The organism is Chitinophaga jiangningensis, assembly GCF_900142605.1.
In the GTDB taxonomy this organism is placed as follows: domain Bacteria; phylum Bacteroidota; class Bacteroidia; order Chitinophagales; family Chitinophagaceae; genus Chitinophaga; species Chitinophaga jiangningensis.
Genome location: NZ_FRBL01000004.1, coordinates 126054 through 139113, shown reverse-complemented (window position 1 = coordinate 139113; position 13060 = coordinate 126054). Strand labels below are relative to the sequence as shown.

General features: G+C 50.8%; 12 protein-coding genes. 9 read left to right on the top strand and 3 right to left on the bottom strand.

Annotated elements, in window-relative coordinates:
* The first annotated feature begins 5 nt into the window (after positions 1-5).
* The 6 genes from BUB18_RS10795 to BUB18_RS10770 all read left to right on the top strand — a co-directional run bounded on the left by BUB18_RS10795 (position 6) and on the right by BUB18_RS10770 (position 6034).
* A complete protein-coding gene (locus BUB18_RS10795; protein ID WP_073080661.1) occupies positions 6-1112 on the top strand; it encodes a Gfo/Idh/MocA family protein in 1107 nt (368 codons plus the stop codon).
* A 98-nt stretch (positions 1113-1210) separates the two neighbouring features.
* Entirely contained in the window at positions 1211-2086 is an 876-nt protein-coding gene (locus BUB18_RS10790) for an MBL fold metallo-hydrolase (protein ID WP_073080660.1), read from the top strand.
* A gap of 338 nt (positions 2087-2424) precedes the next feature.
* The gene (locus BUB18_RS10785; protein WP_073080658.1) at positions 2425-4008 is read left to right on the top strand and encodes a DHA2 family efflux MFS transporter permease subunit; all 1584 of its coding nucleotides are present in this window, start codon (positions 2425-2427) and stop codon (positions 4006-4008) included.
* A 39-nt stretch (positions 4009-4047) separates the two neighbouring features.
* The gene (locus tag BUB18_RS10780; RefSeq protein WP_073080656.1) at positions 4048-4497 is read left to right on the top strand and encodes a MarR family winged helix-turn-helix transcriptional regulator; all 450 of its coding nucleotides are present in this window, start codon (positions 4048-4050) and stop codon (positions 4495-4497) included.
* A 5-nt stretch (positions 4498-4502) separates the two neighbouring features.
* On the top strand, positions 4503-5339 hold the full coding sequence (locus tag BUB18_RS10775) for a hypothetical protein (protein ID WP_073080655.1): 837 nt from the start codon (positions 4503-4505) through the stop codon (positions 5337-5339).
* Between the two features lie 284 nt (positions 5340-5623).
* The gene (locus tag BUB18_RS10770; RefSeq protein WP_073080654.1) at positions 5624-6034 is read left to right on the top strand and encodes a hypothetical protein; all 411 of its coding nucleotides are present in this window, start codon (positions 5624-5626) and stop codon (positions 6032-6034) included.
* Here the strand turns inward: BUB18_RS10770 and BUB18_RS29640 are convergent.
* Complete coding sequence (locus tag BUB18_RS29640) at positions 6031-6198, bottom strand: hypothetical protein (RefSeq protein WP_178372119.1); 168 nt, start codon at positions 6196-6198, stop codon at positions 6031-6033. The genes BUB18_RS10770 and BUB18_RS29640 overlap by 4 nt on opposite strands.
* 14 nt (positions 6199-6212) lie before the next feature.
* On the opposite strand from BUB18_RS29640, the gene BUB18_RS10765 reads away from it, so the two are divergent.
* Complete coding sequence (locus BUB18_RS10765) at positions 6213-7160, top strand: hypothetical protein (RefSeq protein ID WP_073080652.1); 948 nt, start codon at positions 6213-6215, stop codon at positions 7158-7160.
* 56 nt (positions 7161-7216) lie between these two features.
* Here the strand turns inward: BUB18_RS10765 and BUB18_RS10760 are convergent, their stop codons facing one another.
* Entirely contained in the window at positions 7217-7810 is a 594-nt protein-coding gene (locus tag BUB18_RS10760) for a porin family protein (RefSeq protein WP_073080650.1), read from the bottom strand.
* 163 nt (positions 7811-7973) lie between these two features.
* Between BUB18_RS10760 and BUB18_RS10755 the strand changes: the two genes are divergently transcribed.
* Together BUB18_RS10755 and BUB18_RS10750 are read left to right on the top strand one after the other, a co-directional pair.
* On the top strand, positions 7974-8825 hold the full coding sequence (locus BUB18_RS10755) for an NAD(P)-dependent oxidoreductase (protein WP_073080649.1): 852 nt from the start codon (positions 7974-7976) through the stop codon (positions 8823-8825).
* A 19-nt stretch (positions 8826-8844) separates the two neighbouring features.
* Complete coding sequence (locus tag BUB18_RS10750; protein WP_073080647.1) at positions 8845-10437, top strand: Na+/H+ antiporter; 1593 nt, start codon at positions 8845-8847, stop codon at positions 10435-10437.
* 59 nt (positions 10438-10496) lie between these two features.
* Here the strand turns inward: BUB18_RS10750 and BUB18_RS10745 are convergent, their stop codons facing one another.
* Positions 10497-13046, bottom strand: coding sequence for an alpha-L-rhamnosidase (locus BUB18_RS10745; RefSeq protein ID WP_073080646.1), 2550 nt, complete (start codon positions 13044-13046; stop codon positions 10497-10499).
* Positions 13047-13060: the final 14 nt, after the last annotated feature.

Below are 13060 nucleotides of genomic sequence, written 5' to 3'. Positions count from 1 at the left end.
ACATTATGAACTCAAGACGCAGTTTTATTCAGAAAGTAGCGCTCACGGCTGCCAGTATACCACTACTTCGCTTTCAGTCGCTGGCAGCGCCGCCAGCTTCGGATGAGCCGGTGTTACGTGTTGCCCTGATGGGCCTTGGCGGCTATGCCAACCGGGTAGCCGATGCCATGAAATCCTGTAAAAAAGCTAAGCTTACCGGGGCCATTAGTGGTACTCCCGCCAAGCTTACCGACTGGCAACAGCGCTTCGGCATCCCGGAAAAAAATTGCTATAACTACCAGACTTTCGACCAGATAAAAAATAACCCGGATATCGACGTAGTATACATCACCACGCCGAATGCGCTGCATCATAGCCAGGTATTGCGTGTAGCCGCTGCCGGTAAACATGTGATCTGTGAAAAGCCAATGGCCATCAACGCTAAGGAAGGCCAGGAAATGGTGGATGCCTGTAAGAAAGCTGGCGTGCACCTGCTGGTAGGCTACCGGATGCACTTTGAGCCTAAAACGCTGGAAGTAATCGGGATGCGCAACAGCGGTGAGTTTGGAAAAATAATGTTTTTCCAGGGGCAATGCGGATTTCGTATAGGCGACCCCACGCAGTGGCGACTCAATAAAGAACTTGCCGGCGGTGGCTCCATGATGGACATCGGTATATACGCCATTAACGGCGCCCGCTATATGGTTGGGGAAGAGCCCATCTGGGTTACTGCCCAGGAAGTGAAAACCGATCCGGTGAAGTTCAAGCCCGGCGTAGATGAAACCATCCAGTTCCAGTTTGGCTTCCCCAGTGGCGCCGTGGCCTCCTGCCTGTCTACCTACAACATGAATTACCTCGACCGCTTCTACCTCAACGGTGAAAAGGGCTTTGCAGAACTGCAGCCTAGTACCGGCTACGGCCCTATTAGAGGTCGTACCAACAAAGGAGAACTCACGGCACCGCATGTGACGCATCAAACTATACAAATGGAAGAGATGGCAGATATCATCCTGCGTGGTAAACAGCCACTGATACCTGTAAACGGGGAAGAAGGCGTGAAGGACCTGAAGATCATCGACGCAATTTATGCAGCGGTGAAAAGCGGCCGCAAAGAACCATTGAAGTTAGTATAAGTTACACGAGCGCCTTGCATTTGCAACCGCCGGCAGGGTTGCAAATGCATAAAAAATGCCGGTCTTTCTTAGCTTTGTGGGCTAATCAACTACCCCGCATGAATTGGACGATCTCTGGATACAGCACGGCTTTGTTTGCTACCTGGTACTTTATAGAAGAAGCCGGAATCCTGTTTGATGCCGGCGACGGGCTTACGGCCACACTATTGCAAAAGAGCAGAAAAATCAATCACGTATTTATTTCCCATGCCGACCGTGACCATCTCACCGGTATTATGCAATTCAATCAGTTGAATGCCCGCGATGGCTGGCCGGTATTTTACTATCCGCGCGATAGTCGCTCCTTTCCTGCGCTGGAAGAATTCCTGAAGCGCTTCGACCACTACACTGCCGGCGCCCGGTGGATTCCTGTAAGTCCTGGCGATGAAATCCGGATCAACGATCACCTGATAGTGACGCCTGTACGCAACGAGCATGTGGAGGTGGAGGAGCATGTTATCCGTAGCCTCAGCTACAAACTCGTAGAAGTAAAACAAAAAGTGAAACCCGAACTGGCGGGCTTGCCTTCCGCAGAAATTCGCCGCATTATCCTGGAGCAGGGTAAAGAACATACCACCAGGGAAGTGCGGAACACGCTTATTGGTTATTCCGGCGATACACCCGTGGTAGACCTGCAACGGTGGAATAATACCGGCATACTTATACATGAAGCCACCTTTCTGGAAAGCGATGCCGTGAAAGTGGTGAGTCATAAAAATAAGCACAGCAGGTTAGAGGAGGTGATGGAGATGGTAAGCACGCTGGAAATTGGTCAGCTGGTGCTGGGGCATTTTTCGTCGCGGTATGAGCCGGAGCAAATTGACCGGGCGATATTGGGGGCGTGTGAGAAGTATGGGGTAACGATACCGGTGTTTAGGGTGTTGCCGGGGGAGGTGGTGTGGGATGTGTTGAGGGGCAAGCCGGTGAATCGTTAGTTTTTTGCCCGAATTGATCTGATGGCTTCGCCATCAGATCAATTCGGGTGAGGAGGGGCGGTGCCCCTCCTCACCCACATGTGTAACTACAATAATTAAGCGGGTGCCGGGCGCAGCCCGTCCTTCCCGGATGACACCGAAGGTGTCATTCCAACTTGCAACAAACGCAGGCGCCGGGCGCAGCCCGGCCTCCCCTAAATGACACCGAAGGTGTCATTCCCTTAAAAAAACAAAACACATAAACCATTAACAATCAATTAAAAACCCAATTCTTAAAATAATAGTTTGAATTCAAACAGTTTTAATCTTAACTTTGTTCCGCTAATTCAAACAACACCATGGAACAGCCGCTTCCTTCGCTGGTAGAATACGGCAGCAGAAGGGTCATCATCACCATCACCGCCGTAGTATGTGCCTTATTAGAAATAATTGACACCACCATTGTTAACGTTGCCCTGCCCGACATGCGTGGTAGCCTCGGGGCTACTCTCAACGAAGTAAGTTGGGTCATTACCGCTTACTCCCTCGCCAACGTAATCATTGTACCGATGACGAGCTGGCTCTCCCAGCAGTTTGGCCGGCGCAACTATTTTGCCGTTTCCGTTATCATTTTTACTGTTTGTTCGTTCCTCTGTGGTAACGCCACCAACATCTGGGAGCTGGTATTTTTCCGTTTCGTACAGGGCCTCGGCGGTGGCGCGCTGCTGGTAACCTCACAAACGATTATCACAGAAAGCTGGCCTACAGAAAAACGTGCCACCGCCCAGGCAATCTATACCTTAGGCGTCATTGTAGGTCCCACCCTGGGGCCACCCCTTGGCGGATACATTATCGATAACTACGCCTGGCCTTATATTTTTTACATCAATATTCCGGTTGGTATCGTGGCAGCATTACTCACCTTACAGTACGTAAGGAGTCCGCAATACGAAAAGAAACGCAGCGTAAGTGAGGTTGACTGGTTAGGGATTTTCCTGCTGACCGTCGGCATCGGCTCCCTGCAGTTTGTACTGGAAAAAGGGCAGGAGGAAGACTGGTTTAGCAGCAGCCTCATTGTGGTACTTTCGGTGGTGGCAGTATTTGGCCTCTTCTTTTTTATCTGGCGCCAATGGGTATACGAACATCCGATTGTAGAACTGCGGGTATTGCGCAACGGTAATCTACGTATAGGCGTGCTGTTATCCTTTATTATGGGCTTCGGCTTGTTCGGGTCCACCTTTGTGATACCGCTCTATACGCAGTCGCTGCTGGGGTGGACGGCCCAGCAATCAGGTATGCTGCAACTGCCCAGTACCATATTCGTGGCCGTTATGATGCCGGTGGTAGCCATACTGATCCAGAAAGGAGTACCGCAGAAATACCTCATTGCCGTTGGGATGACGGTGTTTTTCATCTTCAGTTTGCTCTCCTACAAAATCATCGGACCCGATACCAGCGCAGGAGATTTTTTCTGGGTGCTGATCATCCGCGGTTTTGGCCTGGGCTTATTATCCGTACCGGTTAGCACGATGTCGCTTTCCACGCTCAAAGGCAAGGAAATTGGCCAGGGTGCTGCTTTCTCGGGAATGATGCGCCAGCTCGGAGGGGCGTTCGGGGTAGCCCTGATATCTACCTTTGTAACCCGGCAAACAGACTACCACCGTGCTACGCTGGTAGAACACCTGGACGTCAATAACCCGGATGTGGTAAACCGCATTGCACAAACGGCCGCCGGTATGCGGGCCCAAGGCCTGGATGTGGGCGCCGCACAACAAAAAGCCTACGCCCTGGTGGATGCAGGCGTCATGAAACAAGCCACCATCCTCTCCTATATGGACGTGTTCCTGTGGGTAGGTGTCCTGTTCCTCATTTGCGTACCTTTTGTACTAATATTTGTGAAGTCGTCGAAAAGTAAAGTGAATATGGCGGATGCTGCCCACTAATTTTTCCGGCGTCTGGCCGAATACGATATATTTGTTGATATGGAACCTACAAAAAACTTAACAGAGCTGGCCCGTGAACTGTGGCGTGAAATGGCGGAAATGCGCAATTCACTCAGGCAGTACGTGCACGTAAAGATTAAGGAGAATAATTGGGACATCAGCATGGAACTGGTGGAGATCCTGGGACTCATTTACAAAAGGAGTGGATTAAACCAGCAGGAGATCGCAGATATTATCGTAAAGGATAAATCCAGCATGACCTACCTCATCGATAACCTGGTGAAGAAAGGGCTGGCAGAACGCACGGAGGACCAGCGCGACAGAAGAAATAAACTGATTTATATTACAGAGAAGGGAAAGCTACTGATGGAAGAGCTCACGCCCTGGGTAACGGAAATCTACGAAAAAGCTACCCGGGAGCTGCTGACCGACGATATCCTGAACGCCCTTTCTGTAGCACGAAAAATGAACGAAAATCTGAAGCAATAATAACAATGAAAACATTACTGATACCCGTAGATGCCAATACCACTGACCTGGCGCTGATCAACTTCGCAGCGGCCTGGGTTACGCAGTACAAATATGAACGGGTAGTACTGTTGCAGTCCCTGTACGAAAACGTTTTCAGTACCATGGCAATGTCGGCCGATTATGTGGCCGTAAACCCGGATAATATTTCTGACTGGCGGGAAGATGTAATGTGGAAACTGAATGATCTCGCGCAGGCCCTGCAAAAAACGCTGGGAGAAAGCATAGAAGTAAAGATGGCGTGGAGCGAACAGCCGTTACTCCGTGCTATCATGTGGTCCGTTAAGGAAGACAATCCCCAGCTGATACTATTGCAAAATAAAAATAGTGATGACCCCATCAGCGCATCACTGATCGCAATCGCCAGGACCAGCCCCGTTAGATTGCTGGTGGTGCCTGCTGGCATGGCTTATCAGCCCGTTACTAAAGCCCTCATACCGGTGGACTTCAAAGCATTCAAAACGCTGGACAAAATGCAGGCCTTCCAGCAGTCGCCCCTCTGGGTGCCCGACGAACTGATTGTGCTCAATGTAGACCCACAACAGCACTACCTGCAGCCCTCCCCGGAGTTCCGCACCGCCGTGGAAACCGTGAAGTCGTACCTGCAACAGTACAACTATGAAATTGAATACAGTAACAACGCCAACATCATCAGCGCCATCCTGGACTATGCGGACCATCAACAGGTAAGCCTGATCGTAGCGTTGCCGGGTAAGCACAGCTTTTTGTACTCACTCACACATAAGAGTATTTCTGAAGGAATTTATAAGGCAGCAAAGCTGCCGGTGATGATACTGAAGTGATTTTGGGGGAACATGGATGAAATTTCATAATGTTCCTAAACTGTGTCCTGATTGTAGAGATAAACAGGACGGGAAATTTATCGTCTTGAGCGTAAATAGAGTCGTCACAGGAAGTCCGAGTTCGTAGAGTCATTAGCGTTATACAAATGTAATAATCCGCACATATTACAGGGAGGGTGAAAACACCTGTTTTATGACCGTAAAATCACGGCAGTGGGGCAACCATTCCGGCTGTTTTTTGTTAGTACCCCATGATTATTATTTATCAAAAAACAGCTCACACCATGAAAAAGACTCTTTTTCTTGCAGTTATCATAGGCCTGGCAACGGTAACTACCGCCAGTGCGCAGGGCGTGCTGGATCAGGCAAAGAAAGCGGCCGGTACCACTCAAACCGGTAATACCGGCAACCTGACCAGCAGTATTATGGGAATGCTGACCCCCTCCCTCGGACTCAGCAATGCCCAGCAGCCACAGGTACAAAACCTGATTACCGGGTTTCTGCAAAAGAAAGCCGGAATCATGCCGCTGCAGCAAACTAACCCCGCCGACTATACTTCCAAATTCAACGGGCTGCAGGGCGGACTCTTTTCCAAACTGAAAGGGATATTATCCGCTGCCCAGTATACCAAGTTCCTGGGGCTGAAGCCTAAAACCAATGATGCCACCAATGCATTGTCCCAACTGTTTTTTTAAATAGCACCAAATTTATAGCGCAGATAACAGGCGATGATTTTGTGCGTCACCCTGTTATCTGCGTTTTTTCCTGCTTTTTGCGTCCCCAAATTTTCAGCAATTTTTAATCTCCCCATATCAAAAAAATCCCCACATTTGCACCCACAATTGCTAGTAGATTCCATAATATTTATTTTACATGAGGTTCCTCTTACCTTTCCTTGCCGGCATCTTTGCGGCCGCCGGCAGCTATGCCCAGTCTGATGTGGTGTTGAAGAAAAAAACGCTGGGTGATTCTGTACTGCTGCCCACGCGGGAATTAATTCTCCCCGACCCATTTAATGGAGAAAAAGCCCTGGAGGCGCTATTCCCCGGGCGACATTACAATCTCTCCACTACCTACAAAAATGAAATGGTAAACTGGACCTGCCCCACCTGCAAGGCCGTAAAATATCCTGATGCCAATGCAGACGAGGTATTGCCGTTTCCCTATAAGAACGGGGTAGCCACCCGCCTGATCAACACGATGGACTTCAGCGATTCCACCGGTATGCAGTACAAGGTGATCAGCTTTAACCACTCTGAATTTGAAGAAGATGGCTTCCAAACTTCCCGCTTTACCGGCGGCCTGCTGGGGCTGGCGAAATTTGTAAAAACAGCAGAAGGTTGGAAACTACGGATGTATGCCCCGGCGATAAAGGCCTACGGCGCTTTCAGTCAGGCACCTACACCTAAGCCACTGCTGATAGGCCAGGACCAATATGCCTTTGTGATTAAACACAGCAACGGCCCCGGAGGCGGACCTTTCTACAGCACGCTCTATATGATTGCCGGTATCAATGGTACCTATCAGCAAATTATGGAAGCATATGCCACGGAAAAAACCGGTGGCGATCCGGAAGAAGGGGACCTGAGCAAATGGACCAGCACTTACAGCGCTCCCGTGAGCGATAAAAAGTATTTCAGGGACATCATCGTTACTACAAAGGGGAACTACGATACCGCCGACCTCGACGGATTTCCGGAGGAAGTGGCCAGGCAGTTAAAGAAAAGTAAGAAGGCAGGAAAATTTACGATGGTACAACTGTTTGTGTACAAAGCCAAAGGGTACGAGTTGCAGCCTGGCATACAAGTGAAAGTGATCTGATCATATACATACAGCGCGCGCCATGGCCCGGGCACTGGTGCGCGCTGCATAAGCCGTTATTTAATATCTACCCCAATCCCTACCTGTATCTGCTGCGACTTCCAGTCATAACGGTCATCAATTCCATTAATGTTAGAAAGCCCCTGTACAAATCTGCCGTAGAAATGTACCGGCTGCACGTTCACGGTTAAGCCGGCGGACAACCCGAAATTACTGCGTTTAAACGCATCGCGGTTGTACAGGAGCAGGTCTTCATTGCTATAAAAAAGAATACTGTATTCAGGGCCCGCGTTCAGCGTAAAGTAACGGTTAAGGTTATACTTTAACAGCAGGGGGATGGTAACATAGCCCAGTTGAACCTTTGCGCTGCCATCGGGGTTGTTAGTATTGATATACTTTGCGGAGAAGTTAGCGTCGCGGGTAGCGTTGGACTGCGAGTACTGCAGTTCGGCCTGTACGCCGATTTTGTTGTTGAAGTCCCAGGAGCTGAGCAATCCCAGTTGGATGCCCGGTTTGTAACCTGGCTTGATGCCTTCGCCGGTAACTTTAAAGAGGTTTACGCCGGCCTTGGCGCCGAAATGTAGCCCCTGGCCGTAGGAATGCAGGCATCCCAGGATCAGCAGCAGGGGTAAGATCATTCGCTTACTCATAAAATTGGTGTTTTACAGCTATTGATAACGCCAACATACCAACTGTAACGGAGTATTGCAGGTACAAATAGACCATCAGGAAGATTTTAGCTATTACTGGCAGAATTCCCTCGTCCGGTTTTTTGCTATCTTTAAACGGTAATGAAATAATAAACACAGATTTATGATAGCATTTTTAGGAATGGGCCTTTTGGGTTCCAATTTCGTGAAAGCCTTACGTAGAAAAGGAGAAACCGTGCAGGTATGGAACCGTACTGCCTCCAAAGCAAAAGCCCTGGAAGCGGATGGTGCGGTGGCCTTTGAACAGGTGGCAGATGCCGTACGCGGTGCGGACCGTGTACACATTGTTGTGAAAGACGATGCCGCAGTGGATGAAGTACTCGCCAACGCCCTGCCAGGATTACAACCCGGCGCCATCATTGTGGATCATACCACTACCAGTCGTGAAGGCGCCATCGCACGTACCGCAGCCTGGCAGGCAAAAGGATTTACTTACCTGCATGCACCGGTATTTATGGGCCCGGCCAATGCGCTGGAAGGAAGCGGCTTTATGTTGGTTTCAGGGGATCAGTCGCTCATCGCCAAAATGGAACCGCTGCTGGCCCCTATGACGGGCAAGTTATTAAACCTGGGGGATGAAACGGGGCGCGCTGCAGGGCTCAAGCTAATCGGCAACCTCTTCCTCGTTACCTTCACCGCCGGCCTGGCAGATACCTTTGCGCTGGCAAAAGCGCTGGAAGTGCCGGTTGATGCGGTAGCGGATCTGTTTAAAGTATGGAACCCGGCTAACACCCTGCCTACACGCATTCAGCGTATGACCGGCGGCGACTACAGCAAGCCTTCCTGGGAGCTGAACATGGCCCGTAAAGATACCGGTCTGTTTATGCAGGAAGCGGCGCAGGCTGGCGTTCCGCTGAATATTATTCCGGCCATCGCAAAGGTGATGGACCAGTGGATCGCAAAAGGCCATGGTGACCAGGACTGGACCATCATCGGCAGCGCTGCGCTCCAATAAGCCTACAAACACTCCACTAATGTTAACATCCTTTATTCAGCACATCCTGCTGGTATTTGTCATACTCCTGTTGATAATGCTGGCAGGAAGGCTGAAAATAGCTTATCCTATAGTGCTCTGCATCGGTGGCCTTGTACTCAGCACCATGCGCGCCATGCCTTCCATACAGATCAACCCTGAGTTGATCCTCCTGATATTTTTGCCGCCGTTGCTATATGAAGCGGCCTGGTATACTTCCTGGAAAGATTTCTGGCGATGGCGACGGATTATATTCAGCTTCGCTTTTCTGATTGTCATAGTAACCGCCAGTATGGTGGCGGTGGTATCCCATGCGCTTATTCCCGGCTTCACACTGGCGCTGGGCTTTTTGCTTGGTGGCATTGTTTCGCCGCCGGATGCGGTGTCGGCAACCAGCATTCTCAAAAACGTAAAAGTCCCGAAGGCGCTGAGTTCCATCCTGGAAGGAGAAAGTTTGCTCAACGATGCCAGCTCCCTGATCATCATGCGTTTCGCCATGCTGGCCGTTACTACCGGTCAGTTTGTATTTTACAAAGCTGCCGGTAGCTTTGTACTGGTGATAGTGGTGGGTGTGGCCATGGGCCTGTTGATAGGTCTTATCTATTATGTGGTACACCGCTGGCTGCCAACCACCACCCAGATAGATATTGTGCTTACCCTTACGGCGCCTTATGTGATGTATATCATGGCGGAGCAGTTCCATGGTTCGGGCGTACTGGCGGTGGTAACGGGCGGACTGTTTCTCTCCTCGCGGAGTCATTTATTTTTATCCAACAGGAGCCGCATTGCCGCTACGGACGTGTGGGCCACGCTGGTGTTTATTTTAAACGGACTGGTATTTATGCTGATTGGGCTGGAACTGCCGGTGATTATCAATGAGCTGGGCACACACAGCGTGGGAGAGGCGATTAAATATGGTGTGGTGATTACAGTGGTGCTGATTGTGGGGCGACTCCTGTGTACCCTGGGCGCTTCTGCGTTTACGGTATTTGCCAGTAAATACATCACCACGGCGAGTGCCCGACCGGGTTGGCGGGGGCCTATCGTAATTGGCTGGGCGGGTATGCGTGGTGTAGTGTCACTGGCGGCAGCCTTGTCTATTCCCGTGATGATGGACAATGGGCTGCGGTTTCCACAGCGCAACCTGATTCTCTTCATAACGTTTACGGTTATACTCCTTACGCTGGTGGTACAGGGACTAACGCTACCCTGGATCATCCGCCTCACTAATCCAGAAGATGAAGATCATGCGCTGCCGATTAAGCAGCAGGAAGCCAATGTGCGCAAGCATCTGTTGCATCACAGCTTGCAGTTCCTGGATAGCTACCACAGCGAAGCGATTCAAAACAATAATGTGGTGAATAAGCTGCGGGAGGAGTTGAAGGAATTACACCTGTTAACCAACCGGGAACCGGATTCCGTGAGGGATCGGGAACAATACCTGAATATCTCCCTGCAACTGATAGAGCACCAGCGACAGGTGTTGAAGGAATTGAATAAGGATTTAGCCACCGATAGTGAGGTGATCCGCAAGTTTTATGAGCTGCTGGATGTGGAGGAGGAGAAATTGCGATTGCAATTCGAGATTGGTTAACCGCTTGCGGCCCTCTCCAGTAAGCGGAGTATGCTTCGCCGCGGGCGAAGCATACTCCGCTACAAAAGTTCTACGTTTCCTTTAGTAATGCGAATCAAATGTTTCCCTGGTTTGTTCAGCTGAATTTCCCTGGTTAGTATAACCGTTGCCGTAGTATTTGCCGGCAGCTCCACCGTCAGTAAAATATCCTGTTTGTTTCTTTTCCAGTTTACTTCAATATTCCCGTACATGGAGGTATGCGAGCAGTTCACATTGTTTAATCCGGCAGGGAATTTTGGGGAGATGATAATGTGTTTGAATCCCGGCGCCTGCTCGTCCGGTCTGATGCCTGCCAGCGCTTTATACAGCCAGGCTCCAATTTCTCCAAACATAATATGGTTGCGCGAGAGGTCAGATTTTGCATGGATGGGCCAGTTTTCGTACAGGGTGGTTGCGCCATTTTTAATCCACCATCCCCAGGAGGGTTCTTTTTCTGCTGCGGCCAGTTGATAGGCGAGGTCGATATATCCGTTATCGCTCAGTGCGTTGAGGATGGTTTTGGTACCGAGCAGGCCTACGTCCAGTTGGAGGCTGTCCGCTTTAACGCGGGCGGCGAGTGCGGCAGCAGCTTTGCTGCGGAGGGAGTCGGGCACCAGGTTCCAGTGCAGGGCTACAGACTGCTCTGTTTGCAATCCTTTATCGTATATGCCTGACTGTGGGTCGAGGTATTTTTTATTGAAAGCTGTTTTGATAAAACTGGCCAGCGCAGTATAGTGGCGGTGATCTTCTCCATAACCCAATAGTTTGGCAGCTTTTGCCAGGATGGTTACATCCGTAAAGTAATAAGCCGTAGAAGTGAATGTTACCGGCGTTACGGATTTCACCGGTACCCAGTCGCCCAGGCCCCAGGAGCAGAGTCCTTCCGGGCTGCGTGCGGTGATCTGGTCTACATACCGTTTCATGGCGGGATAGCAGCGCGACAATGCCGTAGTATCTCCATAAAACAAATAGAGGTTCCATGGGATAATGGCGATGGTGCTGGTCCAGTCCGGCCCGTTGCCCCATTCATAGCCCCAGCCGCCGGTGGGAATGATGGAAGGAAATACACCGTTGGGCTGTTGTTCATCCAGGTGGTCGTTCATCCATTTTTCATATACGGTGATGGCATCAAAGTTATAGAGTCCTGTTTCAGATGCGATGTGAGCATCGCCTGTCCAGCCGTTTTTTTCGCGCTGCGGGCAATCCGTGGGATAGCCGTATAGGTTAGCAAGGTAAGAGCTGTTGGTGGCGGCCCATATTTTATTCAGCAGCGTGTTGGACGACCGGAAGTTCCCGATTGGCCTTACGTTGCTGTGCATTTCCACTCCCTGCAGGCTTTCTTTTGTGAGGGTGATGGGCCGGGAGCTGGTAACTTCTATGTACTGGAAGCCTTTGTAGTTAAAGGCGGGGGTAAAGGTATGCGGGCCTTTGCCATCGAGGATATAAATGTCTGTCTGGAAAGGATCTGTGTTATCGGTGGGGCGATAGTGGACATCGATATTGGAGATATCCGCGTGGCCGTTGGGATAAAGTTGTTCCGCATGTTTGAGTTGTACGATGGTGCCGGCGGGGCCGTTGAGCGTAATGCGGCTTACACCTGCAATGTTGCGGCCAATGTCGAACAGGTAGTTGGTATCACTGAACTGGCGCATGCTGGCGGCGGGGAGGATGGTATCAGCGGTGATGGGCACCATGGCCTGCGCTGTGATGTTGGTGGAAGGTGCTGCGCGTAGGGTGACGGGTTGCCAGCTGCTGTCGTTAAAAGCAGGGAGGTCCCAGTTAGTTTGTTGGCGTCGCAGATCATGATGTTCGCCGGTATAGATGCTGTTGAATACGATTTCGCCGGTGGATGTTTTCCAGTCCTTCCCGGTGCTGATGGTAGCGGTGGTACCATCGGTGTAGGTGATGCGGAGGTCGAGGCAGAAGGTGGGTCGGTTGCGCCAGGGGGCTTTATCGAAGAACCATACCGCGGTGGACTGGTGGTTATACCAGCCGTTGCCGAGGACGACGCCGATGGTGTTGGCGCCGGACTGTAAGTTGTTGGTAACGTCGTAGGTAACGTAGAGGGTGCGGCGATCGAACCGGGTGTACATTGGGTCGAGCAGGTGGTTGCCGATTTTATGGCCGTTGATATGCAGTTCATAGAGGCCGCCGGCGGCGATATAGGCCCTGGCGGAGGCGATGGTTTTGGAGGTAATGAATGTTTTTCTGAAGAGGGGTGCAGGTTTATGGGAGATGGGGTGGTGATCTGATATCCAGGTACCCTGCCAGTTGTGTTGGTGCATCATGCCGGTTTCGAAGGAGGCGGTGCTACCGTTTACTTTCCACTGGTAGGCGGTGAAAGGTTGGAGGGCGGGGCCTGTATAGGAGATGGTATTGTTTTGCGTGGTGGTATCCCAGAGGAGTTGGTGATGGTGGTACAACTCAATATGTGCGTTGGCGGTAGTGCCGTTGTATTGCCAGGACAGGCGGGGGTGTGGGTTATCGATACCGATGGGATTGGTGAGGTAATCGCATCGGAGGAGGGTGCATGTTTGTGCGGCTGTTGTGAGGCAGCAGCAGAGTAGTGCGAGGAGGGTAAAGTATCTCATGCCGGAAATAACAG